General features: G+C 48.5%; 27 protein-coding genes and 1 tRNA gene. 13 read left to right on the top strand and 15 right to left on the bottom strand.

Going from position 1 to position 25,230, the window contains the following annotated elements:
- Nucleotides 1-111 precede the first annotated feature (111 nt).
- The 8 genes from T502_RS03145 (at nucleotide 112) to cobA (ending at nucleotide 7,756) form a co-directional block, all read left to right on the top strand.
- Complete coding sequence (locus tag T502_RS03145) at nucleotides 112-333, top strand: hypothetical protein (RefSeq protein WP_042705841.1); 222 nt, start codon at nucleotides 112-114, stop codon at nucleotides 331-333.
- A gap of 167 nt (nucleotides 334-500) precedes the next feature.
- A complete protein-coding gene (locus T502_RS03140; RefSeq protein WP_052359116.1) occupies nucleotides 501-1,490 on the top strand; it encodes a cation diffusion facilitator family transporter in 990 nt (329 codons plus the stop codon).
- 142 nt (nucleotides 1,491-1,632) lie between these two features.
- Nucleotides 1,633-2,292: a precorrin-2 dehydrogenase/sirohydrochlorin ferrochelatase family protein gene (locus T502_RS03135; RefSeq protein WP_042705660.1), complete on the top strand. Its 660-nt coding sequence runs from the start codon at nucleotides 1,633-1,635 to the stop codon at nucleotides 2,290-2,292.
- Nucleotides 2,292-3,599: a glutamyl-tRNA reductase gene (gene hemA / locus T502_RS03130; RefSeq protein WP_042705659.1), complete on the top strand. Its 1,308-nt coding sequence runs from the start codon at nucleotides 2,292-2,294 to the stop codon at nucleotides 3,597-3,599. Before T502_RS03135 ends, hemA begins: the two co-directional genes overlap by 1 nt.
- Before the next feature lie 83 nt (nucleotides 3,600-3,682).
- On the top strand, nucleotides 3,683-4,657 hold the full coding sequence (gene hemB / locus T502_RS03125; protein WP_042705658.1) for a porphobilinogen synthase: 975 nt from the start codon (nucleotides 3,683-3,685) through the stop codon (nucleotides 4,655-4,657).
- On the top strand, nucleotides 4,654-5,946 hold the full coding sequence (hemL, locus tag T502_RS03120) for a glutamate-1-semialdehyde 2,1-aminomutase (RefSeq protein WP_052359115.1): 1,293 nt from the start codon (nucleotides 4,654-4,656) through the stop codon (nucleotides 5,944-5,946). The genes hemB and hemL overlap by 4 nt, the downstream gene beginning before the upstream one ends.
- Nucleotides 5,947-6,092: 146 nt before the next feature.
- A complete protein-coding gene (gene hemC / locus T502_RS03115; RefSeq protein ID WP_042705839.1) occupies nucleotides 6,093-6,980 on the top strand; it encodes a hydroxymethylbilane synthase in 888 nt (295 codons plus the stop codon).
- Between the two features lie 50 nt (nucleotides 6,981-7,030).
- Nucleotides 7,031-7,756 carry a uroporphyrinogen-III C-methyltransferase gene (cobA, locus tag T502_RS03110; protein WP_042705657.1) on the top strand — a complete coding sequence of 242 codons (726 nt, stop codon included), beginning with the start codon at nucleotides 7,031-7,033 and terminating at the stop codon, nucleotides 7,754-7,756.
- 138 nt (nucleotides 7,757-7,894) lie between these two features.
- Here cobA and T502_RS03105 read toward each other — a convergent pair whose 3' ends face one another.
- The 7 genes from T502_RS03105 to T502_RS03075 all read right to left on the bottom strand — a co-directional run bounded on the left by T502_RS03105 (nucleotide 7,895) and on the right by T502_RS03075 (nucleotide 15,686).
- Nucleotides 7,895-8,704: a CheR family methyltransferase gene (locus tag T502_RS03105; protein WP_042705656.1), complete on the bottom strand. Its 810-nt coding sequence runs from the start codon at nucleotides 8,702-8,704 to the stop codon at nucleotides 7,895-7,897.
- Between the two features lie 96 nt (nucleotides 8,705-8,800).
- Nucleotides 8,801-12,361 (bottom strand): methyl-accepting chemotaxis protein, encoded by a 3,561-nt coding sequence (locus T502_RS08515; RefSeq protein WP_052359112.1) that lies wholly within the window; start codon nucleotides 12,359-12,361, stop codon nucleotides 8,801-8,803.
- Nucleotides 12,362-13,198 carry a ParA family protein gene (locus T502_RS03095; protein ID WP_342665740.1) on the bottom strand — a complete coding sequence of 279 codons (837 nt, stop codon included), beginning with the start codon at nucleotides 13,196-13,198 and terminating at the stop codon, nucleotides 12,362-12,364.
- A gap of 256 nt (nucleotides 13,199-13,454) precedes the next feature.
- Entirely contained in the window at nucleotides 13,455-14,462 is a 1,008-nt protein-coding gene (hypE, locus tag T502_RS03090; protein WP_042705654.1) for a hydrogenase expression/formation protein HypE, read from the bottom strand.
- 97 nt (nucleotides 14,463-14,559) lie between these two features.
- Complete coding sequence (locus T502_RS03085; RefSeq protein WP_042705653.1) at nucleotides 14,560-14,898, bottom strand: hydrogenase maturation nickel metallochaperone HypA/HybF; 339 nt, start codon at nucleotides 14,896-14,898, stop codon at nucleotides 14,560-14,562.
- Nucleotides 14,898-15,122, bottom strand: a complete 225-nt coding sequence (locus tag T502_RS03080; protein WP_042705652.1) for a HypC/HybG/HupF family hydrogenase formation chaperone — start codon at nucleotides 15,120-15,122, stop codon at nucleotides 14,898-14,900. Before T502_RS03080 ends, T502_RS03085 begins: the two co-directional genes overlap by 1 nt.
- A 201-nt stretch (nucleotides 15,123-15,323) precedes the next feature.
- Complete coding sequence (locus T502_RS03075) at nucleotides 15,324-15,686, bottom strand: hypothetical protein (RefSeq protein ID WP_042705651.1); 363 nt, start codon at nucleotides 15,684-15,686, stop codon at nucleotides 15,324-15,326.
- 193 nt (nucleotides 15,687-15,879) lie between these two features.
- Between T502_RS03075 and T502_RS08870 the strand changes: the two genes are divergently transcribed.
- Together T502_RS08870 and T502_RS03070 are read left to right on the top strand one after the other, a co-directional pair.
- Nucleotides 15,880-16,023 (top strand): hypothetical protein, encoded by a 144-nt coding sequence (locus T502_RS08870; RefSeq protein WP_157197452.1) that lies wholly within the window; start codon nucleotides 15,880-15,882, stop codon nucleotides 16,021-16,023.
- A 126-nt stretch (nucleotides 16,024-16,149) separates the two neighbouring features.
- On the top strand, nucleotides 16,150-16,536 hold the full coding sequence (locus T502_RS03070) for a hypothetical protein (protein ID WP_042705650.1): 387 nt from the start codon (nucleotides 16,150-16,152) through the stop codon (nucleotides 16,534-16,536).
- A gap of 661 nt (nucleotides 16,537-17,197) precedes the next feature.
- On the opposite strand, the gene T502_RS08865 is transcribed toward T502_RS03070, so the two are convergent.
- The 3 genes from T502_RS08865 to T502_RS08860 are packed head-to-tail and all read right to left on the bottom strand — an operon-like array spanning nucleotide 17,198 to nucleotide 18,356.
- Nucleotides 17,198-17,359, bottom strand: coding sequence for a hypothetical protein (locus T502_RS08865; RefSeq protein ID WP_157197451.1), 162 nt, complete (start codon nucleotides 17,357-17,359; stop codon nucleotides 17,198-17,200).
- Between the two features lie 8 nt (nucleotides 17,360-17,367).
- A complete protein-coding gene (locus tag T502_RS03060; RefSeq protein WP_042705648.1) occupies nucleotides 17,368-17,952 on the bottom strand; it encodes an ADP-ribosyltransferase in 585 nt (194 codons plus the stop codon).
- 2 nt (nucleotides 17,953-17,954) lie between these two features.
- The gene (locus T502_RS08860) at nucleotides 17,955-18,356 is read right to left on the bottom strand and encodes a hypothetical protein (RefSeq protein ID WP_157197450.1); all 402 of its coding nucleotides are present in this window, start codon (nucleotides 18,354-18,356) and stop codon (nucleotides 17,955-17,957) included.
- A gap of 72 nt (nucleotides 18,357-18,428) precedes the next feature.
- Between T502_RS08860 and T502_RS03050 the strand changes: the two genes are divergently transcribed.
- On the top strand, nucleotides 18,429-18,635 hold the full coding sequence (locus T502_RS03050; protein WP_042705646.1) for a hypothetical protein: 207 nt from the start codon (nucleotides 18,429-18,431) through the stop codon (nucleotides 18,633-18,635).
- A 197-nt stretch (nucleotides 18,636-18,832) separates the two neighbouring features.
- Here T502_RS03050 and T502_RS03045 read toward each other — a convergent pair whose 3' ends face one another.
- From T502_RS03045 to T502_RS03030, 4 genes are all read right to left on the bottom strand, one after another.
- Complete coding sequence (locus T502_RS03045; RefSeq protein WP_042705645.1) at nucleotides 18,833-19,135, bottom strand: hypothetical protein; 303 nt, start codon at nucleotides 19,133-19,135, stop codon at nucleotides 18,833-18,835.
- Between the two features lie 169 nt (nucleotides 19,136-19,304).
- Nucleotides 19,305-21,140, bottom strand: a complete 1,836-nt coding sequence (locus T502_RS03040; protein WP_084173002.1) for a Na+/H+ antiporter NhaC family protein — start codon at nucleotides 21,138-21,140, stop codon at nucleotides 19,305-19,307.
- A 214-nt stretch (nucleotides 21,141-21,354) separates the two neighbouring features.
- A tRNA-Ser gene (locus tag T502_RS03035) sits at nucleotides 21,355-21,437 on the bottom strand.
- Between the two features lie 126 nt (nucleotides 21,438-21,563).
- On the bottom strand, nucleotides 21,564-22,688 hold the full coding sequence (locus T502_RS03030; protein ID WP_157197449.1) for a hypothetical protein: 1,125 nt from the start codon (nucleotides 22,686-22,688) through the stop codon (nucleotides 21,564-21,566).
- A 156-nt stretch (nucleotides 22,689-22,844) separates the two neighbouring features.
- Between T502_RS03030 and T502_RS03025 the strand changes: the two genes are divergently transcribed.
- Nucleotides 22,845-23,840 (top strand): archaeosine biosynthesis radical SAM protein RaSEA, encoded by a 996-nt coding sequence (locus T502_RS03025; protein WP_042705643.1) that lies wholly within the window; start codon nucleotides 22,845-22,847, stop codon nucleotides 23,838-23,840.
- Between the two features lie 107 nt (nucleotides 23,841-23,947).
- On the opposite strand, the gene T502_RS03020 is transcribed toward T502_RS03025, so the two are convergent.
- Complete coding sequence (locus T502_RS03020) at nucleotides 23,948-24,526, bottom strand: TIGR00725 family protein (RefSeq protein WP_042705642.1); 579 nt, start codon at nucleotides 24,524-24,526, stop codon at nucleotides 23,948-23,950.
- Nucleotides 24,527-24,771: 245 nt separating this feature from the next.
- Here T502_RS03020 and T502_RS03015 point away from each other — a divergent pair, with 245 nt between their 5' ends.
- Nucleotides 24,772-25,140, top strand: a complete 369-nt coding sequence (locus tag T502_RS03015; protein ID WP_042705640.1) for a NifB/NifX family molybdenum-iron cluster-binding protein — start codon at nucleotides 24,772-24,774, stop codon at nucleotides 25,138-25,140.
- Nucleotides 25,141-25,230: the final 90 nt, after the last annotated feature.

Here is a 25,230-nt window from a genome sequence, read left to right as displayed (position 1 = left end):
TGCGAAATTTTGCGGGCGGCATCATTATTAATAATATTCTTTCAGGTTTAAGACGTTATCAGTATCGAAAGAATCGGAAACTATTACTGCAAGCGGATGAGAATTAATCCGATGAGCAAATACGACAAACTGTGGATATGGATCTCCGAGAACGGCGAAGACAGCTTTAAACTGACATATGAGCAGATTCAGGAGATAGCGGGCATTCCCTTAGACCATTCTTTTCTGAGGTATAAGAAGGAGTTGTCGGATTACGGTTATGAGGTTGTAAAGATATCGATGAAGGAAAAGACGGTCGAATTCGGGAAGATAGAGATGACAGAAAAGATATAGAAGATTGAATACGACAGAACAGATTGAGAAAAATAGACCGATCGGGCATATCGGGCACGGGCAGATCTGCGAATGAGCGGATCTTCCCCCGAATATTTCACTGTTCGAATAATTTTAGGTTTTTAATACAATTCCTTATACCTTATGAACTCCGAATATCTATTATAATGAATGCTCCCTCCCGGGTCGTGACCGAATCGGATCCGACCATGCATGCGGACCTGAAGAAAAAGACGGCAAGGCTCTCGATAATATCCAATACCGGACTCTTCATACTGAAGATTGCCGTCGGTCTCTGCATAGGCTCGGTCAGTATCATCTCCGAAGCCATACACTCGGGAATGGACCTCCTCGCCGCCGTCATCGCCTTTGTCTCGGTTAAGATCTCGTCGGAACCCGCCGACACCCGTCACGAGTTCGGGCACGGCAAATTCGAGGACGTATCGGGACTCATCGAGGCATCGCTGATATTCGTTGCCGCACTTCTGATCATCTGGGAAGCGGCATCAAAACTCATCACCGGCAACACCGAAGCAATCCCCGACTACATGCTCTACTCGGGTCTTGCCGTCATGGGAATCTCGGCAATCGTCAACTGGTATGTCTCCGCAAGACTCATGAAGGTCGCAAAACTCACGGAATCGATTGCACTCGAGAGCGACGCAATGCACCTGAAGACCGACATCTACACCTCAATCGGCGTCTTTATCGGTCTTATTCTGCTCATGGTCACCGGCATTAAGGAGATAGACGCAATTGTGGCAATCGGCGTCGCCTTCGTGATAATCCATGCCGCATACGACCTTGCAAAACGCTCGGTTCTCGACTTAATCGACTATTCGCTTCCCGAAGAGGAGAAAGAGAAGATCAAGGCGATAATATGCAGCCACAAGACCGAAGACATAGGCTTTCACGGTCTGAGGACAAGACGCGGCGGTCCGAACATCTTCATCGAGTTCCACCTTGTCGTCGCCGGCAGTGAAACGGTCACGGAATCGCACGAACTGGAGGACAGGATAGAAGCCGATATCAAAAAGGAGTATCCGAGAGCACATATCACAATACATGTGGAGCCGTGCCGCGATCTCTCCGAATGCAAAAAATGCGGTGAATTCTGCAGAAAAAAGAATAAAGCCGACGACGTCTGCGACAATTAAGCGAAAAACACGATACGGAGTAGCGGGGCGGCTTTACCGCATAAAAGGTACTACGGGACATCCGATCCTCACATAATTTGCAACAGATCAAATTTTTTGTATTAAGAAAAAATTTAACATTTTTAATACCCAATCATATCTTATGATTCCCTTAATGCACAATCTCAAAGGGAAGAAGGTCGTCATCTTCGGCGGCGGAGATGTGGGACTCAGAAAAGCGCGTTATTTTATCGGGGAATGCCGCGTAACCGTAATCAGCATGGACTTCTGCGAAGGTTTCTCCGACCTTAAAGGAAGCGGTGCGGCGGAATGCGACGGCGAAAACTGCGGCTTAACCCTCATAAAAGCGGATTTATCCGCCCTTACCGACGAAGAACTTTCGGGCTGCATCGCCGACTGCACGGTCTGTGTCGCCGCAACCTCGGATATAAGTCTTAACAACCGCATTCATGCAATATCCGTGAAGAAGGGTCTGATGTTCGACAATGCCGACGGAGTTGAGGGAAACATAATCGTCCCCTCGGTAATACGGGGCAGAAACTACAGCATTGCAATATCCACGGGCGGCAGGAGTCCCGCAACCGCACGATATATGCGGCGATATTTTGAGAAAAACGCCCCGCAGTTCGATGAGATGATAGAACTCCAGTGCGAACTCAGGGAATTACTCAAATCCGAAACGGAATCTCAGAGCGAGCGAAAGAGAATCATAACCGCAACCCTCGACGACGAAAACGTCTGGAAGGAACTCAAAAACGGCAAAAACACGGCAATGGAATATATAAGGAAGGTATACCTCTGATGTCGACGGAAAAAGAAAAACACGAACTGCTGATACCTGTTGCCTGCGCAGGCATAAACCACCATGACGCAAGCGTCGAAGAACTGGAAGCCTTCCGGTTTGCCGACGAAAAAGCCTTTCTTGCGAATGCAAAAGCGGTCTTCAAGGGCGTCATCCTCCTTCAGACCTGCAACCGCATAGAGATCTTCGTTCAGGGAACGGCGCAGGAACTCGAGAGATATCTGCATTCCATCGGAAAAACGGGTTTCTGGACGCTATCTGGCAGGGAAGCCCTAAACCACCTGCTGCGGCTGGCATCCGGCATGGACTCGATGATAATCGGCGAAGACCAGATTCTGGGACAGCTCCGCAAGGCACTCGCACTCGCTCAGGAGGCGGGCACATCGAGTCAGATAACCGACCTCTGCATAAACAGGGCGGTGCATACCGGCATCGAGGTGCGCATACAGACAAATATCAATAACGGCGCCGTTTCTATAGGCTCGGCAGCGGTTCAGCTGGCAGAAGAACTTATCGGAACGCTCGAAGGAAAGAGGATCACGGTCGTAGGCGTAGGCGAGATGGGAAAACTCGTGGCACAGGCACTCGCCGCCAAAAATCTCATAGGCATCTATGTCACAAACCGCACCTTCGAGACCGCAAAGACGCTTGCCGAGGAAATCGGCGGAAAAGCGGTCTTAATGGACAGACTTTACGACTACATAGCCCTCTCCGACGTCGTCATATCCTGCACGGGAGCGCCGCACTACGTCATACACAAAGATAAACTCGAAGAAGCCTTAAACAAACATATCTGGCCGCTCGAAGAGGGTAGAAAACCCGTCATACTGATAGATATTGCCCAGCCGCGTGATATCGAGGAGAGCATCGCCGGAATAAGCTGTGTAAAACTCTTCACAATCGACGATCTCAAGACCATCAGCGAGAAAAACCTCGACATGCGAAGGCACGAAGCCGAGCTTGCCGAACGCTTTATCCTCGAAGAAGAGAAGAAGTTCATCACCGAACTCAACAGAACGGCATCAAGCGAATACCTCGCACAACTGCACACATGGGCGGATTCGATAAGGATTCGCGAACGCGACAAAGCACTCTCGCGCCTTTCCGACGCCGATGACAAAACAAAAGAAGTATTTAATGATTTTTCAAAAGTATTAGTCAAGAAACTGCTGACAGATCTGACCTTTGCAATACGCGGCTGTGCCGAACAGGCGGATACGGGAACCGCGGAGAGCCTTGTCCTTGCGGTAACCAAAGGTGAGATAAAAGGAGATATAAACGGAAACATAGGAATAAAAGGAAAATAACGAAAAAAAACAGAAGGAAGACAGAATTAAGGAGAGAATAAAGGGAGAAAGAATAAAGGAGAAAAAATAAGGGAGAAAATACCATGTATCCGCAAAGAAGACTCAGAAGATTAAGAACAAGAAATATTCAGCCGCTTTTCAAAGAGACCGTCCTTACAAAAGACGACCTGATTGCGCCGTATTTCTTTGACGAAACGATTACCGAGAAGAAACCGATTGACTCGATGCCCGGGCAGTTCAGGTATCCTATATCAGAAGCCGCGGATCTCGCACGCCGCTTGAAGTCACTCGGACTGCGTGCAATGCTTCTCTTCGGAATTCCGAAAGAGAAAGACGCTTTCGCAACCTCGGCGTGGGTGGAGGACGGCGTCATACAGAAGACCGTCGCCGAGATTAAAGCCGCCGTTCCCGATATGGTGGTCATTACCGATGTCTGCGCCTGCGAATACACATCGCACGGTCACTGCGGAATCGTCGGCGACACTCACTGCGGACCCGACCTCCTAAACGACGAATCGCTCAAAGTAATCGCTCAGATTGCGGTATCGCACGCCAAAGCGGGCGCGGATATGGTAGCGCCGTCCTGCATGCTCGACGGCATGATACTTACGATAAGAGAGGCTCTTGACGAGGCGGGATTTGAAGATATACCGATAATGTCCTATTCCACGAAGTTTGCAAGCGCTCTCTACGGTCCGTTCAGGGATGCGGCGGACTCAAAGATGTCCTTCGGAGACCGCTCGACCTATCAGATGGCGTGCGAGAATCCACGCGAGGCTTTCCTAGAATCGCAGACCGACCTCGAAGAAGGCGCCGATATCCTCATGGTCAAACCCGCGGGCTTCTACCACGATATCATAGCCTCGGTGGCAACTCTCGGTCTTCCGCTTGCGGCATATCAGGTGAGCGGGGAGTATTCGATGATCAAAGCCGCCGCCGAAAGAGGCTGGCTCGACGAGAAACGGGTTGTACTCGAGAGTCTTATCTCAATCAAACGTGCGGGCGCCGACCTTATCATAACCTACTTTGCGGAAGATGTCGCGGGATGGCTGAAATGAGCAGAAAGAGCAACAAAGACACTCAGGTGCAGAAGAAAGGAAAGAGCGAGAATCTCTTTAAACTCGCAAAGACGATGATGCCGGGCGGCGTCAGCAGCCCCGTGCGTGCGATTAAACCCTATCCCTTCTATACGAAGAGCGCAAAGGGGGCATTCGTCGAGACCGAGGACGGCGAGAGGCTCATAGACTGCGTCATGGGTTACGGTCCGCTTTTCTTAGGTCATCAGCCCGAATGCATAAAGACCGCAATCAGGGAACAGCTCGAAAACGGCTGGCTTTACGGAACGCCGTCCGAGCACGAACTCGAACTGGCAAAACTGATCATCAGCGATCATCCCTCAATCGACATGTGCAGATTCGTCTCCAGCGGCTCGGAGGCGACGATGGCGGCAATCCGTCTTGCACGCGGATTTACGGGCAAAAAGAACATCGTCAAGGTCGAAGGCGGATTCCACGGCGCTCATGACGGCGTTCTGATTAAGGCAGGTTCGGGGGCAACAACCATGGGCGTTCCCGACTCCGCGGGTGTTATCCCCGAAATTGCGGAGCACACCCTTCAGATACCCTATAACGACCCGCAGTCCCTTGAGGCACTGCTCTCGAAGAATGACGATATCGCGGCTTTCATAGTCGAACCCGTCATGGGCAATGTGGGTCCGATTCTGCCGAAGAAAGACTATCTGACCGAGGTTCGAAAGATAACAAAGGAGCATGACGTGCTCTTCATCTGCGACGAGGTCATCTGCGGATACAGAGTGGGTATCGGCGGTGCACAGGTAAAATACAATGTCGTCCCGGACCTGACAACTCTCGGAAAAATCGTCGGCGGCGGTCTGCCAATCGGCGTCTTCGGCGGAAGGCGCGAGATTATGGAGATGGTCGCACCCAATGGACCCGTATATCAGGCAGGCACTTTCAGCGGCAACCCGCTCTCAATGACGGCGGGAATCGCGATGATAAAGGAGATTCACAAAGAGAAGCACCTCTACGATGCCCTCGACAAATGCACGGATTTCCTTAAGAATTCGCTTCCCGAGGAATATCAGAACTCCTTCGTGAAACTCGGCTCAATGTTCAAGCTCTTCTTCAGAGAGGCGCCGCCGCAGAACTACATCGAGGCGAAGCAGAGCGATACCGCGAAATTCGGCAAATTCTGGAAGGGCATGATGAAAGAAGGCGTATTCCTTCCGCCGTCCCAGTTCGAGACAAACTTCCTCTCGATCGCACACGGCGTCGATATCGTCGAGAAGATAGCCTCCGCCTACTGCAGTGCGCTTCAGGACTGCTGATCCCGGTGAGACGGTGAGATACACGGTTAAAGGAACGGATTTAACGGATTAACATGACGAAAGAAAACGGATGTACCTGCGGGCAGACACCCTGCACATGCGGGGCTGAGAGCGCAAATAGCGCAAACGGCGGAGAGAACGGGGATATTGTTCTCAGGGCAGGCACACGCGGCTCGCGGCTCGCGATGGCTCAGACAAAGCGTGTCTGCGGAATGCTCGAGAAACTGGGCATTAAGACCGAGATTGTCGTTATCAAGACAATCGGCGACGACAGAACAAATGTGCCCATGCATCAGGTCGGCGGTCAGGGAATCTTCGTTCGGGCGCTCGACGATGCGATAATCAACGGCGAGGTGGATTTCGCCGTCCACAGCATGAAGGATATCCCCGCCAAACGCCCCGAAGGTGTCGTCACATGTGCGGTCTTAAAACGCGACTCGCCCTGCGACTATCTCGTCCACAACTGCCCGCTCGAAGAGGTTAAGGTCATCGGCACTTCAAGCACGCGGCGAAAGGCACAGCTCCTTCGCGGCGGTCTTAACCCCGAAATAAAGGAACTTCGCGGCAACGTGGATACGCGGCTTAAGAAACTGAATTCCGGCGACTACGACGCCATTGTCCTTGCCGAGGCGGGCATGCAGAGGCTTGAGATGGAACTTCCGGGGACGCAGCTTATGCCGCAATGGTATGTCCCTTCGCCGAATCAGGGCATTATCGCGGTCGTCTGCCGCGACGACAAAGAGCTTGCCGCAAAGTTTGCGCCGCTCAACGACGAGACAACGGCTCGCGACTCTCTCTACGAGAGGATAGTCATGGAAGAGATCGGCGGCGGCTGTTTCACGCCGCAGGGCATATTCTGCGAGAACGGATTCATGATCGCCGAAGTTCTCTCTCTGGACGGCAAGGTTCAGCAGAGAATCGAGGATAACGTAAGTTCGGTCGAGGACGCACACGCCATCGGTCAGAAACTGAAGGTAATCGCGGCCGACCTCATCGAAGATGCACGCCGGAAACTCGGAATAAAGGCATTCTGAAAGATTAAGAGGACTGAATAAGGATTCAACAATAAATGCGGAGAGGTAAAATGACAGGCAAAGTATATTTGGTAGGCTCGGGTCCCGGGGGACTGGGGCTCATGACGTTTCGCGCCAGAGAAGTAATCGACAAAGCCGATGTGATCCTTTACGATCAGCTTCCGGGCGACGAAATTCTGGCATCCCTTCCCGATGTCGAGAAGGTCGACGTCGGCAAATACGGCTCCATGCACACGAAGGAGCAGGACGAGATAGAGCGCCTTATGGTAAAATACGCACAGGAGGAGAAGACGGTCGTAAGGCTCAAGGGCGGCGACCCCTTCCTCTTCGGTCGCGGCGGCGAAGAGATGGAGACTCTGCGTAAATTCGGAATTCAGTGCGAGATGGTGCCGGGTGTCACAAGCGGCATCGCCGTTCCCGAATGCGTGGGAATCCCCGTCACGCACCGCAGTTTCGCCTCGCAGGTCACCTTCCTCACGGGGCACGAAGACCCCTCCAAGCCCGAATCCGCCATCAACTGGAAGTGGCTTGCGGAGAGCCCGGGCACCATAGTCGTCTATATGGGCGTAAAGAACCTCGCAAAGATTGCCGATGCGCTCATTGCCAACGGCATGACCGCCGAAAAGCCCGTCGCCATAATCGAGAACGGACTTCGCCCGAATCAGCGTGTGACGGTCGGCACTCTCAAGACCATAGCCGCCATTGCCGCCGAAAGAAAGGTAAAACCACCTTCCATCATAGTCATCGGCGAGGTCGTAAGCCTCTATCGCGAATAATCCGTAAAAACGGGCTGTTCAAGAACAAATCATTTTTTTAGTATTCAACTCTTAAAATACGAAACCAATCAAAAGTGATTAAAAAAATATTTTTGGATTTTTTGGGTTTTTCGGGTTTTTTTGGTATTTTGCGATAATCTACTGCTGCTTCTTGCGGTAAATCTTCTGAAGTGCGTTGTAAGGAGTATAAAGATCTTCAACCTCGCGTCCCATGAACTCGGTCTTTCCCATGATATAATAACCGTCGGGAACCAGTGCCGGGTGGAACATCCTTGCCAGATCGTCCTTCTGCTTCTCCGTAAAGTAGATGGTGACGTTTCTGCACAGAACCATATCCAGGAAGTTCGTAACCGCACGTCCGCCGAGAAGATCGTGCTGTGAGAATCTTATCATCGACTTGAGGTGATCCTTGACCTGATACTTGCCGTTCTCAAGATGATTGAAATGGCGGCTGATCTGGGTCTCAGTGAGATTCTCAAGGGAACGCTTATCGTAGATACCCTCCCTTGCCTTCTTAAGGACTTCCCTGTCGATATCGGATGCGAAGATGGTGACAGGAACATCGGTCCTGAGCCTTAACGCATCACTGATAATCAGAGCAAGAGTATACGGCTCTTCACCCGTGGAACAGCCTGCGCTCCAGATACGCATACGACCTTTTTCCGCGATAATCGAGGGTATAATCTCGTTCTTGACGACATCGAACACTTCCTTGTCGCGATAGAATTTCGTGACGTTCACGGTAAGGGCATTACGCAGATGCTCCTGCTCATCGGTATTCGAGAGAAGATACGCATTATAATCCTTAAAATCGGATTTACCGGTAATCCTCATCCTTGACAGAACACGGCGTTTGATATAATCTTCTTTGTAGGATCCGCACTGAAAACCCAGAATCTTCTGGATGGTTCGTGTCAATGCCTGAAAGTCTGCATCTGATTCAACCATTTTAAAACCTATGTATTGTCAATTTATTTTCAGAGTATTTATGTCTAAGTATATGGATAATCAAAAAAACGGATTTCGGAGAAAAATTAATGATGTTTATTTATCCGACTTAAACCGACCCATGGCGCCGCTAAGCTCGACCGACATATCGTGCATGGTATGCGAAATCTCGCCGAGTTCATGGGTTGTAGCCGAAATCTCCTCGGAAAGACCTGCAATACTGTCAATCTTGGAGATGTTGTCATGCGTCATCTCGCGTGCCTTATCGATAAACTGCATGAAATCGTTGGTATTCATTGCCTGCGTCTCGGTAGCTCTCGAGATCTCGACCATGCTGTCGAACGCAATCTCGATGTCCTCGACGATTCTGTTGAGTGCGTTTATTGCCGCATTCGTGCTCGTGATACCCTGCTGAATCTCGGCATCCAGATGCCGCATCGAATCCGTGGTCTTCTCGCTGTTCTTCGTGATGCTGCTGATGAGATCCTGAATATCCACGGTCGCCTTCTTTGACTCTCCCGCAAGGTTCTTGACCTCGCCCGCGACAACCGAGAATCCTCTGCCGTGCTCTCCCGCACGTGCCGCCTCAATCGCCGCATTGAGCGCAAGAAGGTTTGTCTGCTCGGCAATGCCGCTGATTAACTTCACGATATCGTTGATCTTGAGCATCTCGGCATTGAGAGAGTTAATCTCGTCGACGCTCTTCTTGGATATCTCGCCTGCCGCCTGAAGTTTCTCGTAAGCCTCCTTGCCGATGACCGCCGCCTGTTTACCCTCTTCGGTCGCAAACTGCGTCTTCTTCATGACCTCCTGCGCCGTGCTGGATATCTCCTCGATGGATGCCGAGAGGTCGGATACGCCCATGCTGATATCATTGAACTGGATATCGAGGTTATGCATGTTGTCCGAGGAATCGCAGGCATTCGTGGCAAGCTTCTCGGTCGCGGCTATGATATCGTCGTTGTTCCTGCGCAGACTCTCGGCGGTCTCCTCGATACGCGTGGTCTTGTTGCCGATATCGGTGAGAACCCCTCTGAACGAATCGACCGACTCATTGAACTTCTCCTTGAGCGTCGCCAGCGGATCGTCCTTCTGAATCTCGGCATGGGTGATTAAGTCGCCGTTGGAAAGCCCGACCATGTTTGCGGTTATGAGCTTGGCACTCTCCTCAAGGATTGCGGATTCCTGCTTTGCCGAGGCTATCAGGTTGCGGACGTCGCTCTCGTTCTTGCGCAGCATCGTAATATCGTTGTAGACCACGAGAATATTGGAAACCTCGTGGTTTGCGCCGAGAATCGGGATGGCGTATTCCTGAAGGATATGCTCGGTTCCCGAGAACTTGACCGTAACCTCGGAATAGGTGCGGTGTCTCGATTTGAGAACTTCCGTTATGTCGTCGCCTTTCCTGTCGATGACATTGAAGTTGCCGATTCTGGTATCCAGAATATGATCCTCGGATATGCCGGACATCGTGCAGAACGCCTTGTTAGTCACAAGTATGCGCATACCTGTGTCGAGGAGCAGAATGGGCATCGGGTTTTCCTGGACGATTGTCTCGGAACGCTTCTTGAGAGAGTCTATCTGCTTAATCTTCTTCTGGATATCGGCAGACTCTTCGGTCTCCTTCGTGATATCGTTGTAGACAATGAGAATGTTTCTTACGGTGCCGTATGTGTCGGCAATCGGGATGGCATACTCACGCAGATAGCGCTCTCCGGACGGGAACGAGACTCTGACATATGCCGTTCCCCTTGCCCTTGTCTCGAATGCGGCGGTTATCTTGTCGCCTTTTCTCTCGAGGACATTGAAATCGCTGAAATTCATCTTGACGATATCGGAGAAAGTCATGCCGCTCAGCTTCTCGAAAGCCTTGTTGGTAACCGTTATCATCAGCCCCGAATTAAGCAGAAGCATGGGCATCGGGTTTTCCTGAACGATTGTCTCGGAACGCTTCTTTAAGTTCTCGACCTGCTCTATCTTTGCGTTGAGCTTCTTTAAGTCCTCGGAAGGCTCTGAGAGGCGTGCTTTAAGCGCGGCATTCTCGTCTTTCAGCTTTTTCGTGAGGTCACCGGTGTCGGAGAGCTTCTTCTCGAGCTCGGCGTTCTTCTTCTCCCCGGACTTGAGTTCGGCGGTAAGCTTTGTGTTGCACTCCGTAAGCTCGACAATGCGTCTGTCGGCATCGGAATGTCTTGCCGCAATCTTGGATTTCTCGTCCTGTAACTTTGCGTGCTCGGCACTGAGGCGCTGAATCTCGGATTTAAGCTCTTCTTCGCCGCTCTTATAGTCCGTGTTCTCGGCTTTGAGTGCGGTTATCTCGTTGAGCAGAGCCTCTTTTTCCGCCGCGACATTCTCCATGGATTCCCTTAAGGATTCACGGGATTTCTCCTCGGCATCGCGAAGTGCGGTCTTAAGGTCTTCAATCTCGGAGACACTCTCGTTGTATCTGTCAGCGGTCTCCTCGCATCTGCGCTTGAGTTCTTCGACGACGGCATTCTTATTCGAGATCTCGGTCTCGAGAGACGATACCTTCGAGTTGTTCGATTCTATCTCGGACTCGAGATTCGAGATTTGAGTGTTGAGAGATTCAATCTCGGACTCGTGATGGGATTTCATCGAGTTATTGCTGTCAATCGCGGATTCCAGACGCGATATCTCGGATTTGTGGGAACCCACCTCGTCTTCAAGGCGTGAGATCTCGGATTTCTGCGAGCCGACCTCGGATTCGAGGCGCGATATCTCGGATTTGCGGGACTCAATCTCTGAGTCGCGATCCGATATTGCGGATTTAAGCGACGCGATCTCGGATTCGAGAGATTCCGCTTTGGACTTCTCCGAATCAGCGGCGGCTTTAAGGGACGCTATCTCGGATTCCAGCGATTCCGCTTTGGACTTCTCCGAATCAGCGGCGGCTTTAAGGGACGCTATCTCGGATGCGAGCGAATCGGCTTTGGCTTTCTCGGCAGCCGCAGCGGTTTTAAGGGATTCGCTTTCGGAGACGAGCGAGTCTATCTTTGCCTTATACCCGGTTTCAATCTCGTCAATGCGGCGCCTTAACTCTTCCTCGCCGCTACTGTTTCCGGCGACCGCCGCGGCACCTGCGGCTTTGGCGTCATTGGCGGCTTTCCGGGCTTCTTCGGCTTTTGCGGCATATTCGGCACTTGCGGCTTCCGCCGATTCCTTGGCTGCCTTGAGTTCGCGGATATCCTCGAGGAGTTTCTCTTTCTCGCGGGTAATCTCACCGACAAGCGACTCTTTCTCGGAGACGGCGACGTTTGCGGCACTGAGCTCGGATTTGAGGTTCTCTATGCTCTCGTTGAGCCTGTTTACCTCGCTCTCGTAGTTTCTGAGATCCTCGACGCTCTCGGCACTCTCGTCGCCGGTACCTGCCGAGCCGTCCGCAGCCGCCTCACTCTGTGACTCCAGCGACGACAAAAGCTGATTCAGACGGACGGCACAGGCTTTCGACTTCTCGTCGCTCTGATCTTCGTTGACTCTGACCGACCTGTTGCCGGATATGAACTCCTCGACAACACCCGTACAGTGCAGGACGAAAGCAAACGACGAGTCCTGTACGACGGTAGTACTCGGTTGTTTTGTCTGTGCACCTGTAAACAGGGCTTTTCGCCCGGGTCTCTGCGGACGCATGTCTTCAGTCATTTACTTCCACCTCGCTATTATCTCGGATATTTCGTTGTATTTTACCGCCGCCGGACTCTCGGGAGAGATATATGCAAGCGGCATTCCTTCGGTCTGCGCACGATAAACCTCGGAATCGTAGGGAACGGTACAGACCTCCTTTATCTTGGCTTTTATCTCCTCTTCGATGCTGTTCTGCCGCGCTTTCTCGTCGTCGTCCGTACCCTTTCCCGTGATCATGTGCCAGAATGCGAGCCTCATCTCCTCAAAGGGAGCCTTTCTCTCGCAGAGCGCACCTGCGCGGGTCAGAATCGCCATGTCCGCGGATCTGCTGCGTCCCGTAATCTCTTTAATATCGGAAAAGATGCAGTTTAAGCTCTCGAGACCGTTTCTTGCGAAGATACTCGAGTCCAGTGTAAGGACGATTCTGTCCGCCGCTACTATGCCGTTTATAACAAACTGACCCATGCTTGGCGGGGTGTCGATGAGTATATACTTATACTCGGAAAGAACAGGTTTGATGGCGTTTTTGAGCAGCGAAGCGCGTTCGTTTATGCTGTAAAGGTACGGCTCGACTCCGACCAGATCGAGAGAGGATGGCGCCAAATAGATTCCGGACGGTGTTTCTGTTATTATATCTTTCAGAGAGACGTCGGGGAAGCCTTCGAAGACGTTCATGAAGACGTCGTAGATGTTCTTTTCCTGCGAATCGGGATTGATACCCAGCCCCGATGTTGCGTTTGCCTGCGGATCGCAGTCGATAACCAGAACTTTATCGCCTTTCTTCTGAAGGCAGCCCGCAATACTCAGACAGGAAGTGGTCTTACCCGTACCTCCCTTGTGATGCGCAAATGTAATTACTGTAATAACAACACCATCCTTTTCCTTAATATATACTTTATCTCTATTTTAAAAAAGATGTTGCATTCAAGCAAATATTCTTTCAATTGTTTTTCACAAAAGATCAAAAAATATGGTATAAGGGTATTTGAAAAAGGACATTTTAATGACGGAAATTTAAAGAAGGATTTTTGAAGAAAAAATCCGGAGAAAAAATTTGAAGAAAAAATCCGGAGAAAAATTTAAAGAGATCCGAAAGAGATCTTAAAGAGATCTAACAGACTCTCGGGACGGGGTCGCCGACGGGTGCTTCTATAAATCTCTCGCCGCCGATTGCGGTCTCCATGATTACGGACTTTCCTTCGACGACTCTTCCGACTATTGCCGCATCTTTGCCGTATTTTGTCGCCTTTATCGCCGCAAGAATCTTCTCGGCATCCTCAGCCTTTACGCCCATGATGACCTTTCCCTCGTTTGCGACATCGAGCGGGTTGATTCCCAGAAGTTCGGAGGCGCTCTTTACGCTCTTCCTTATGGGGAGCGCCTCTTCCGAGATTCTCACCTGAACGCCGGCTTTGTCCGCCATCTCGTTGATGGCGTTGGAGAATCCGCCGCGTGTCGGGTCTTTCATGGCGTGGACCTCGCCGGCATCCATCGCAGCCTTTACAAGACCCCATGTCGGCGCCACATCGGACATAATCTGCTCTCCGAGGTCAAAGCCTTCGCGGGTGGTGAGGATGCACAGACCGTGGTCGCCTATCGTTCCGCTGACTATGATTACGTCGCCGACCTGAAGACCGCAGTCGCGGACGGGCTTGTCGACAACGCCGATTCCCGCGGTATTGATAACAATGCCGTCAAGCTCCCCCTTAGCGACGACCTTGGTATCGCCGGTGACGACCGCCGCTCCGCACTCCCCGAGCGCCGCGTCCATCGATGCCACAATCTTCTCGAGAATCTCTATGTCAAAGCCTTCTTCGATGACCATCGCACATGTGAGGGCAATCGGTCTTGCGCCCATCATGGCGAGGTCGTTTGCCGTTCCGCATACGCTGACGCGGCCGATGTCGCCGCCGGGGAAGAACATGGGGCGGACGATGTGCGAGTCCGTGGTAAGAACAATGTTCTGCCCGTTAATCGGGATAACGGCGCCGTCGTCGAGGGATTCAAGCCCGATTCCGCCGGCGTTGTTATGCGTGTATTTCGTAAGCGTCTTTCCGAGAAGTTCCGCAAAAACAGCCCCTCCCGCTCCGTGCATCATATTTACCTGAGTATCTTTCATAAAATCATCCGCGTTTATTCATCGGAAATTTTCATAGTTTTCATAGTATATTATCAAAAATTCATTCTTTATTGTCATCGGAGAATGTCCGATGCCGTTATTCATCGACTTCAATCTCGATATTCGTGACCATGACCTCGCGACCTTCGACAATCTCGGGCATTGCGCCGCACTTGGGGCAGACAAACCGTTCGTTTCCTTCGTAGCCGCACTTGCAGGTCGCTTTTACGGGAACGGTCGATGATTCGAGTTTGCAGCCTTTAAAAATCGGGTCATCCTCGCACATGGTCTCGAACAGAAAGGCGACCTGTTCGGGATTTATGAGAGTCATCTCGCCGAATCCCACACAGACCTTCTTTACCTGAGTGGCAAGGTTATCTTCCGCCGCTTTCTTCGCGGTCATAAAAATATCGTATGCGATTGAATACTCGTGCATCACTCCTCCATAGCCGCGTAAACGTCCTTGAATACCTGACGGGTCTGGAGTCCTTCCTCACGTGATAATTTCTGTATTGCAAAACCCACGTGGACGAGGACATATTCGCCGACTTTAACGTCCACGAGGTCGATTCTTACTTCCTGCTGCAGATCGCCGTAATCGACGAGTGCAATATTGTCATCCTTTATCTCCAGCACTTCCGCCGGAATTGCTATACACATCTTCTTACCTCTCCCATTTCAGATATATTGTATCTTATATTGAAAATATCTACTGTCTACTATTTTAAAAGTTTGAAAAGTGCCATCAGGCATCGTCCCGAATGACGCCCGCCACCCGCGGGGATATCGCCTGCCGCATCGCATTCCCTGCACTGACCGGTTGCGGTATTCCTGCGGCAGATACGGTTCGGCGTGGTAATATTAATCCTCGTAGCTGTTCATTCTTACGTGCCTTATCTTTGTCAGCTGCCACCGAAAACTGCGGCAATCAAGCTTTCTGAGTCCGCTCATTTCTCTGGTAATCCTCCGATACATTTCTTTGGCGTCCCTGAGATCTTCTTTTGTAGGTTTGTAATAGCCGACGACCTCCCCTCCGAATTGAGAACTGTTATACAGAGTGGGTGAAAATCTGCCAATAGTTTTGGACGTGTCGTTTCTTTCGGGATGGGATTTAAATTCCTTATCTTTGATTCCGCGAAGAATCACGCCCGATATTGTTTCACCGCCGCGTCTGTTTGACATCAGCCTGTGATATGCGTCGTCGGTGATCTCAATGGTTTTCATGTTTACTGATTAATGCTGAAAATATAAAATGTAGTTCTTTCACTTCCTGCCGAAATCCGCAGGTTGTCAGCATATACGGTTCAATTCCCCGAATGAAACCCGGTTAAGATTAACACAAAAGTATTCAACTTTGAAATACAACTGAATTTTACGCAATCCTCTTACAGGGAGGGTTGATCAGGGAGAAGACAAAATGACCGAATGCGATTTTTATGCAGAAGGCTTGAAACTTGATGCGGAAGAAAGAGCAAGAAAGGCAAAAGCAAAAAAGAGTAAGTCCGCAACGGTAAGAAAAGCAATTCGGAGAGCCGTGAAGACAAAGGCTGAAGAGAATTAAGATAAAAAAGAAATACTTGGGGAACCGAGACAGGGAGAAGATCATAAATGACAGAAGTTATACCGGATTACGTCTCAAAGGGGCAGTAAACACTCCGTAGCCATTTCAAATACTGACTGGTCTGAGATGATGTCTGATAATCCGTATATCATTACTCATAATCACCCAAATGGATCAAGCTTTTCTGATGCTGATTTAGCAACTTCAGTAGAAGCACATATCCATGAAATGCGCTGTTTCGGTAAAAAATATGAATACAGTATATCGGGATTCGATAATCCGAACCTGAAGATTGATGCCAAGGAGATTAAAGACACATGGAATGGTCTCCAGAAGAAAATAATGGTTCGCGATATAAGTAAGATTCTAAGTCTGACGCCTTCACAAAGCGAGGCATATTTCTATCAATGGACTGATGAGGTTATGAGAGAGTTGACAAAAAAATATCGCGGTCTGAAATACAAAAGAATCTTAAGGTCAGGATTCAGATATTCTAAATCAGGGAGATGTTAAAATATGACTGAAGTAACTTACAACGACATGATGAGAGCGGTAAAGAAGGAGGCAAAAAAGATTAAAGCCATGGAAGCAAAAAAGTGTAAGACTGCTAAGGCAAAAAAGAATTAATACGCCTTTTCATACTCTTTTTTGCGTTCAGGAAGTTTTGATAGTCTTTGTAAAATTCCATGAAGTTTGGATTCTGATTGATATAATTGATAGCATCATCGATTACGGAGTTAATCTCTTTTTCTGCATCCTCGTGAGCGGCGCTCCTCAGTTGGCACATCGTTTCGATTGCGTTTAATCCGCGTATTTTGTCGGATTTCATGAAAGCGGAATGATATTTCGCAGGTTTACATTTTTTCATTGAGCTTAGCAAACGGGCGAGCTATGAGGATACGGAAAGGGCACGTATACGCGAATGTCAACTGACTTAACACCCCCTGATTGACAAGTTGTCAACTGATATGTTAAATTTTGTCAGAATTTGAAAAGGGCTTTAAAACGGAATTATTTTAGTTGACATCTTTTGAAGGTCATATATATTGGTTTTCGTGACCGTGAGATATAGCTGTTAATTTTGCTCGGATTGGTTTTCAGGCATGTAAGCCGTGACAAAGTGAGTGCTAAGAAGAGTCAGAAATATTGAAAAGTTGTGGTAAAAAGAAGAGAGTTATTTTTTGCGGTTATCGACTCTAACCCAGTCGGTGCCTTTTAAGAAATCACGTTCCATTTCATCTACAAGTTTTTTATCTGCTTTTGTGATCTTACGTTTACCTGGTAAAGGATCGCCTAAACCATATTTTGCACCGTTTAACATGCCTACTGATACCATGTCCTACATTATGTCAGTCTGAGGTAATAAACAATTGCTTTGCCCCAGATTTTTGACTTAACATATTGCCGTATATCCATGACAAGATAATGACTGTGTTTTTGTATTAACCACTCATCCTCAATTTCGTCAAGATATATAGCCTTATCTCGTTTTTTTAGCTTTAAAAGGAATATGATGTTTTCACCGTTTGAATTTTTACCGGAATATTCTAAAGCCTTACCTTCTGATGTTGAAAAACTGCTAAATCCTTTATCAATAACAGTTTTACCCACAGCATATTTTTTTAATTTTTTGAAATTTCCCACCCCTTTATAGACTGTGAGTTTTTTAAGATCTACGCCAGATTTGTTAATTGCTCGTGTTATTGCCCTGATTAATGATTTAAGACATTTTAATTCTGCTTTTGGGAAATCTGATTTCACAAAATCCCCTCTGAGATAGCCGTTAATTACATCACAATCTGTATTAGGTCTTTTTTTCTCTAAGTTAATACTCCAATTATATTGCTGGAAGTTTAAGTCCCTATAATGCTTTAACGCTGATATTTCATTTGTAGTTAATTCATCTGTTCTTTTATCAAATTCCTCCATGTCTAAATAACCTCCTGATTCTTTTTCATAACTCCTTTAAATCCTGTAAATATCGTTTCCGTGCGGTCGTTCGGGTAGATGCCGAGCAGCTGACCGTTAACATACATGTCCGGCATAGGCTGTATGTCGGCAGGGTAGACCGTTACTGAACTTGAAGCATAAACGCCCTTGATATCAATTGACACTTTAATTACCGTAGGCTCGTCTACACGTGCTACAATGATGTCGGGCAGCATCTGCCAGAGTTGACCGCCGATTTGTCTGTAGTAGGTTATGTCAATAGCCTTGGCACTGTATGCATTGTATTGTATCTCCTGACCTGTGCCGGTCTGATGGGTTGCATATACCGGTTGTTCCGTCCAAGGTCGCTGTATAATCCGTGCGGAAGTATCGCCGGAGACCACATAGAGAAGAGAAATAACTGCAAGAGCCTGCGACGAGCTAAATTTTATAGTATCGGAACAGATTCTCTGAACATGAAGACCATTGAGATTTCAAATGCCGCATATAACAGAATAATGTCGAAAAGACGCGGGGACGAATCGTTATCCACGGTAATACTGCGTGAAATCAAAAAAGGAAAGAAACAGATGTCACTTCGCGATGAACTCGACATGATTAAAAAAGAAGGAACGTATTACCCTATTGATGAAGTTTATAACAGGCTGTGTGTCAAAAAATAATTGACAAATATCACTTAAAGGATTTATTTTGGCGGACATTTTTTGAAGGTCATGTCTGTCGGTTTTCGCGGCTGCTAAATACGGCTGTTAATTTTGCTCGGATTGCTTTTCGGGCATGTAAGCCGTGACAAAGTGAGTGCTAAAAGAGTAGAAATATTGAAAGGTTGCGGTAAAAAGAAGGGAGTTATTTTTTACGGTTATTTGACTCTGACGTAACCTGTATTTTTCATAAATTGACGTTCCATTCTTTCTACACTTTCCATATCTTCTTTAGTGCGTTTGGATTTGCCGATTACTTTCGTACCGACACCGTATTTTGCAGTCTCGCGCATAATGGCTGATCCCCTGAATGTTTCTTTAGTATCGGATTTTTCTTTAAGGGGAGTTATTTTCTTGTCACATTTAATTTCACGAAGAATTACCGCCGATAATGTCTCATCTCCACGTCGCTTTGACAGTATCCTATTATATGCCGCCTTGGAGATCTCAATTTTTTCCATATTTACTGTTATATACTGAAGATATAAAATTTAGTTCATCGCCGACTATTGAAGAATCCGCCGATCTCAATCGAAAAAAATGTGATAAGACAAACGGAGATATTAACGCATTGTCGTAAATCACGAAACAGAAACAATACAAAATCAGGAAAAATATTGGATAATTGGATTATTCAACAAGTTTCTCTTTTTCCGGGTCCCATGTCGGCACTTTCTTACCGAAGACCATCAGGATGCCGACAAGAATCGCCATCTCGATAAGCAGGGTAATCCAGACATTGAGTCCGAAACCTACAAGGAGATAACCGAAGATAACAACCGCCGCAATCGATACGGCATAGTAAATCTGGGTATCCACGTGGTCGATAAGACTGCATCCCGCACCCATGGATGAGAGAATTGTCGTATCCGATATCGGAGAACAGTGATCACCAAAGATTGCGCCCGTCAGTACACCCGACGAACAGACAACAATGTAGGAATAGATGGAATCAATCTCATTGCCGTTGTGGTGTCCCGAGATTGCCGCCGAAAGCGGAATAACGAGAGGCAGGAGAATAGCCATCGTTCCGTAAGCCGTTCCCGTCGCAAACGAGATGATACCCGCGATTATGAAGATGAGCGCCGGCACAATCCACATCGGCAGATTCTCCGAGAGTGCGCCGATAAGGTAATGGGCTGTTCCGAGGTCGCCGATGATTGAACCTATCGACCATGCGAGTATGAGAATGATACAGACATAAAGCATTGATTTCATACCGTGCGCCCATGTCTCGATACCTTCCCTGAGCGAGAAGATCTTCTGAGCGAAGCCCATCACAACCGCGACTATACAGGCAAGGAGTGCCGCCTGGAACAAAACGATACTTGCATCCGAAGAACTGTATGCCTCACGTATTGCATCCAAAATGCCAAGAGTCATAAACTCTTCTGCCGAGATAAGGCCGTCTCCGGCCATGATGGCGTTGGCGCCGTTGGTGTAGAAGAGGATGATTGCGGAGACAATCAGAACGCCGATAGGGATGATTGCATTCCAGATTTTGTAGGGATTTGCCTTTTCCGAAGTTTCAAGAACCGCACATTCCTCTTTTACCGGCGTCTTTACCGGATCGGCTTCGTTAACCTCGTCGGGAACTTCAGAACCCGCACGAATCGTCTCCCCCGTCTTTCTTGCGCGAATTTCGGCGGCAAGCATGGGTCCGTATTCTCTTAGGAGAAGTGCGGATGCAAAGACAAAGAAGAGTGCAAGAATATTGTAGAAACGATACGGAATCGTGTCGATGAAAAGACTGTAAGCCGAAACGCCCGTTATACCCGCGATTGCGAGACCTTCGTTGAGGTTTACAAGCTCCGTTCCAATCCACGTGGATATGACAAATATTCCGGCAATCGGAGCGGCGGTGGAGTCGACGATATATGCGAGGCGTTCACGCGAGATGCGGAACTTGTCGCAGACAGGTCTCATGATAGGTCCGATGATAAGTGCGTTGGCGTAATCATCGAAGAAGATGATGAAACCCATAATCCAAGTCGTAAGCTGTGCGCTTCTGGGACCTTTTGCCCATTTCTTTACACTCTCGGCAATGGCACGCATTCCGCCCATGCGGGTGATAATCGCGATAAGAGCGCCGATAACAAGAACCTGCATGAGAATTCCGGCATTCCAGCGGTCGGCGAATGTGCCGATGAAATATTCCGTAGACGAGAAGAATGCACCGGCGACGGCGCCGATGATGTCCCCGTGCATGAGTGAAATTATCCACGTGCCCGAAAGCACACCGATAAAGAGTGACAGTATGACGTTTCTTGTAAGGAACGCCAGTACGAGTGCCAATACCGGCGGAATAAGCGTAATTATTCCGAGAATTGCCGCACTTTCTTCGGCATCCGCACCATCCGGAGCAGTGCCCGTTATACCTGCAACAACGGGTATAATAAATGCGGCAATAATTACAATAATGCCGGCAATATCGGCAACTGATGATTTACTGCTAAAACTGACCATAATACCATACCAACCCCGACAAGCAACATAATTCGGGATATAAAAATATCTATAGTGGCAATATATATAATGTCTTAAATGATTCCAATCCGTCTCTAATTCTTAGCCTGCAATTCTTCAGAATCGCAGGTTACGGGTTAAGAATAAACAACCGTAACTAAAAGATAAAAACATTCTAAAATCCGTAAATTCACAAAAAAAACGATAAATTGAGCGCCGAGAAAGAGATTTGAACTCTTGAGGTGAAACACCAGTGGCTTTCAAGGCCACCGCCTTTCCGGACTAGACTACCTCGGCTCACGAATGATCACGAAGAATGCTCACGGCATTTCGTGCATAACATGCGCTTATAATGTTGTCGTATTAGCTTAAAAATATGATGATATTATCTCGGATGATAATACCCTGTTATTTCATTTTTGCTTATCTGCGGCGGATAACCATCGCAACGCCGAGTGCGACAAACGCGGAAAGCATAGCAACCGGCATCATGCTGCCGGACTGAGTCTCCGCAGGCTTTGCGCTGTCGACGAGTTTGCCCGCATTCTCGTTAACCGTGACCATCGAAGCGCCGTCAACGAAGATTGTGGCATATCCGCTGTCTTTTGCATCCGCGGGATAGACCTTCACATAGACGATACCGCCGGAAACGGGAATAGAGAAGGATTCTTCGCCGTCGCCGGTGCGGTCGTTGACCCTGCCGAAATTGCCGGAATCGTCAACATATTCGATGATCCAGTCGCAGTTGTTTGAAGTCGAAACCTTGAGCATTCCCGGGAGTGTCTTTATCTCAAAGGTCGCAGGACTGCCTGCGGACGAAAACGTCTGGGAATTTATTGTCTTCGGCGTCGCCGTTGTCGGCTTTACCGTCGGCGCTGTCGTTGCCGCCGCCGTGGGTGCCGCTTTTACCCGCGATTCGAACTCCTGATATCTGATAAGTCCTTTATTGTCGATGAAAGCGACATAGTAAATGCCGGGTTTGGTAATCGGCACATCCTTATCGAATAATCCCTCTTTATCGGTGGCAATCCACTCCTCCGGTGAAACCGTGCTGCCGTACTCGTCATCTACGCGAATCTGAATACCCGAACTTCCGCGTGTAGTGCTTTTTCCGGCAACGTTGAGAGCGCCGTTATACTCCTGAATTAAGGGAGATGTAACCGTAATCTCATTTTTGCGGTCGACAATGTTAAACAGCTTGAAACTCGTTGAACTCGAACCGAGACCGATATTATTTACATCGTTGACTTCGAGTCTGTATTTGCCGGCATCAAGCTTGGAAGTCGGAATATCAACTCTCCAGACGCCGTCGGTCTGAATCGTGAAGGGGTATATGCCTATCTTATTCTTCTGCATATCCTGTGTATAGAGCACAATCTCCAGAGAATTTCCGGGAGGAATATTACTTGTACCCTCCAAAACCAGCGAATCTCCCAGATTTATCTCGGTCGGCATATCAAAGGTTACAATATAAGCCTGAGCGCCGCAGACGATAAAAGCAAGGAGGATAAACGCATAAGCAATCCTTTTCATAATAAACAGTTTCATCTTTGTACATATATCCTTTCTGACATTTTCAGAGTTGCTCTCTATTCGCAGTTCTTTCCACGATCTTTGCAGGGATACGATACTACGGGATATGCGTTGTCGCAGTCGCCGCCTGCAAATTGTTTTCATATCGCAGATCAAATTATACTGACATAAATGAGATCCGAATACGGCGACCGAGTCGAAAAACCGCTTGCATGCTGGTCGGGAAAAGAGACTCACAACGGAGAAATAATCGACTGCCTGACGATTATCTTCAAATCCGGCGGCTGCTCGTGGAACCGCTGCACAATGTGCGGTTACAAAAGCGAGCGCTACCGCAACGTAACATGCGACGAACTCACGGAGAATATCAAAAGGCAGCTTGCTTATGTGCTCTCGGAATACAAAATCGAGAAATTTCCGCTGATTAAGATATTCACATCCGGCAGTTTCTTCGATTCAAACGAAGTGCCCCCTGCGGCGCGGGATGCAATCGGTGCGGCGTTCCGCGGCAAAACCATTATTGCCGAATCCAGAACCGAGTGTGTGAAATCCGATATTCTTGAAGGATTCAGAGAAATAATCGACGACGGCTCGCAAAAGACGCCGCTTTACGTCGCCATGGGACTTGAGACCTCAAACGACTTCATCCGCGAAAAATGCATAGATAAGGGTCATACCTTCGAGGATTTCAAAACCGCGGTCTCTCAGGCACGCAATGCCGGATGCGGAACCAAGACATACCTCATGATGAAACCGCCGTATCTCACCGAACTTGAGGCAATGAACGACATGCAAAGCTCGATTCGGGACGTAATCCCGTATTCGGACATAATCTCGATGAATCTCTGCAATATCCAGAACATGACCGAGGTCGAGAAACTCTGGAAACAGAACGCATACAGACCGCCATATCTGTGGAGCGTCCTTAAAGTGCTTATTGAAGCGGGCACCCATGTCCTCTGCGACCCTGTTGCCGGCGGCAAAAAACGCGGTCCTCACAACTGCGGAAAATGCGATTACGAGATTGTCGACGCCATAAGGGAGTATTCACTCTCGGGCGATACCGAGATGCTGAAGATGCTTTACGAAAAAGGCTGCGACTGCAAGAACGAATGGGAATTTGTCCTTAAGGAAGAAAAGCCGTTTTGCATGCCGCTGACTCACTGATTGGCGGCATATTTACATTTTTTTCAATTTCGATTTTTTATCCGTTTATTTTATACATTTCATTTATTATTCATTGCATTTTTATCGGAACGGTCGCCGTTTAAGATTTATGGTATTCTGGTATGCCGTATGTTGTAAAGCGGCAAAAGTCTGTTTAAGTGCTCCATTACCTCATCGGCGCTATCCACACCGTAAACGCGGTCATCGGGAATATCGGGATATCTGACCCTCCAGTCGATTCGCGTATCCGCAAGCTTTCCGCTCCAGCCCTCGATGCGGTATCCGATGATGAGCCTGTAAAGCTGCCACGCGAACGCTATCTCCGAAAGCGTCCCCGCACCGCCGCCGATTGCGACAACCGCATCCGAGTTCACTATGATGGTGTTTCGCGCTATGTCAAGTCCGCAGGCAATCGGCGTATCGACATACGGGTTGGCTTTACCCGGGTCAAATCCGGGCAGGATGCCGATTGTCGAACCGCATGTGTAATTCTCCGACTCCTTTGCCCCTTTTGAGACGCCTTCCATTACTCCGGCGATTCCGCCCGTCATCACGCGATATCCCTCGTCTATAAGCCGACACCCCAATTCGCGTGCCAGCTCGTATTTTTCCGAACCGGCGGGCACTTTGGCATCGCCGATTACCGCGATTATTTTTTTGCATGATCTGCCTGACGTGACTGTCATATTTCCCCGGATTTGTTTTACTTAATTATGTATTACTTATTTAATGCATATGAGATTAAAGTAGAAAAATGTGTACACCGTACACATTTTTGGATCCAAAAATGTGTACACTGTACACATTTTGGTAACATAAACTTCGGACAATATATTTTGAAATCTAAAAACGACCAACCCGAAAAAACTCAACCGCATAAAGCACAACACTCAAGACATCTCGGGACATAACTTAAAAATCAGGTAGTAAAATGAAACTTGCAGTAACCTTCAGCGACGGAGAAGTCTTCGGGCACTTCGGAAAGACGGAAGAATTCAAGATCTACGAGATTAGCGACGGCAAAATCATATCTTCAACGGTAAAGGACACGGGAGGAAGAGGTCACGGGGATATCGTCAACTTCCTCAAAGAAGAGAATATCGACGCCCTCATCTGCGGCGGTCTCGGAAACGGAGCCAAAAACCTGATTGAAGCGAACGGAATCAGACTCTACAGCGGAATAACGGGCAGTGCAGACAAAGCCGCCGAAGAATTTGCCGCAGGCAGACTCTCAAGATGCACGGACGCAAACTGCAAAGAGCATGACGACGGTCACGACTGCTCCTGCGGATGCCACTAATCTCTTTTATTCATTAATCTCTTTTATTATTTTCACGCAAATTCTGCAAAAAAAAGGTATCCCGGGTATTCGGGATATTTATTCGGTTCA

This window comes from Methanomicrobium mobile BP (assembly GCF_000711215.1).
In the GTDB taxonomy this organism is placed as follows: domain Archaea; phylum Halobacteriota; class Methanomicrobia; order Methanomicrobiales; family Methanomicrobiaceae; genus Methanomicrobium; species Methanomicrobium mobile.
Note: the sequence above shows the minus strand (reverse complement) of the source record. Positions and strands in the feature narration are given on the sequence as shown.

Excerpts from the sequence above, each read along its gene's own strand:
- T502_RS03080 (WP_042705652.1), bottom strand. The coding sequence starts at position 15,122 with ATGTGTATAGCAATTCCGGCGGAAGTGCTGGAGATAAAGGATGACAAT.
- T502_RS03070 (WP_042705650.1), top strand. The coding sequence starts at position 16,150 with ATGATGTCTGATAATCCGTATATCATTACTCATAATCACCCAAATGGA.
- T502_RS03060 (WP_042705648.1), bottom strand. The coding sequence starts at position 17,952 with ATGGAGGAATTTGATAAAAGAACAGATGAATTAACTACAAATGAAATA.
- T502_RS08870 (WP_157197452.1), top strand. The coding sequence starts at position 15,880 with ATGACCGAATGCGATTTTTATGCAGAAGGCTTGAAACTTGATGCGGAA.
- T502_RS03145 (WP_042705841.1), top strand. The coding sequence starts at position 112 with ATGAGCAAATACGACAAACTGTGGATATGGATCTCCGAGAACGGCGAA.
- hemB (WP_042705658.1), top strand. The coding sequence starts at position 3,683 with ATGTATCCGCAAAGAAGACTCAGAAGATTAAGAACAAGAAATATTCAG.
- T502_RS03085 (WP_042705653.1), bottom strand. The coding sequence starts at position 14,898 with ATGCACGAGTATTCAATCGCATACGATATTTTTATGACCGCGAAGAAA.
- T502_RS08865 (WP_157197451.1), bottom strand. The coding sequence starts at position 17,359 with ATGGTATCAGTAGGCATGTTAAACGGTGCAAAATATGGTTTAGGCGAT.
- T502_RS03015 (WP_042705640.1), top strand. The coding sequence starts at position 24,772 with ATGAAACTTGCAGTAACCTTCAGCGACGGAGAAGTCTTCGGGCACTTC.
- hemA (WP_042705659.1), top strand. The coding sequence starts at position 2,292 with ATGTCGACGGAAAAAGAAAAACACGAACTGCTGATACCTGTTGCCTGC.
- T502_RS03050 (WP_042705646.1), top strand. The coding sequence starts at position 18,429 with ATGAAGACCATTGAGATTTCAAATGCCGCATATAACAGAATAATGTCG.
- T502_RS03025 (WP_042705643.1), top strand. The coding sequence starts at position 22,845 with ATGAGATCCGAATACGGCGACCGAGTCGAAAAACCGCTTGCATGCTGG.
- hypE (WP_042705654.1), bottom strand. The coding sequence starts at position 14,462 with ATGAAAGATACTCAGGTAAATATGATGCACGGAGCGGGAGGGGCTGTT.
- cobA (WP_042705657.1), top strand. The coding sequence starts at position 7,031 with ATGACAGGCAAAGTATATTTGGTAGGCTCGGGTCCCGGGGGACTGGGG.
- T502_RS03135 (WP_042705660.1), top strand. The coding sequence starts at position 1,633 with ATGATTCCCTTAATGCACAATCTCAAAGGGAAGAAGGTCGTCATCTTC.
- T502_RS08515 (WP_052359112.1), bottom strand. The coding sequence starts at position 12,361 with ATGACTGAAGACATGCGTCCGCAGAGACCCGGGCGAAAAGCCCTGTTT.
- T502_RS03030 (WP_157197449.1), bottom strand. The coding sequence starts at position 22,688 with ATGAAACTGTTTATTATGAAAAGGATTGCTTATGCGTTTATCCTCCTT.
- T502_RS03045 (WP_042705645.1), bottom strand. The coding sequence starts at position 19,135 with ATGGAAAAAATTGAGATCTCCAAGGCGGCATATAATAGGATACTGTCA.
- T502_RS03140 (WP_052359116.1), top strand. The coding sequence starts at position 501 with ATGAATGCTCCCTCCCGGGTCGTGACCGAATCGGATCCGACCATGCAT.
- T502_RS03105 (WP_042705656.1), bottom strand. The coding sequence starts at position 8,704 with ATGGTTGAATCAGATGCAGACTTTCAGGCATTGACACGAACCATCCAG.
- T502_RS03040 (WP_084173002.1), bottom strand. The coding sequence starts at position 21,140 with ATGGTCAGTTTTAGCAGTAAATCATCAGTTGCCGATATTGCCGGCATT.
- T502_RS03075 (WP_042705651.1), bottom strand. The coding sequence starts at position 15,686 with ATGAAAACCATTGAGATCACCGACGACGCATATCACAGGCTGATGTCA.
- T502_RS03020 (WP_042705642.1), bottom strand. The coding sequence starts at position 24,526 with ATGACAGTCACGTCAGGCAGATCATGCAAAAAAATAATCGCGGTAATC.
- hemL (WP_052359115.1), top strand. The coding sequence starts at position 4,654 with ATGAGCAGAAAGAGCAACAAAGACACTCAGGTGCAGAAGAAAGGAAAG.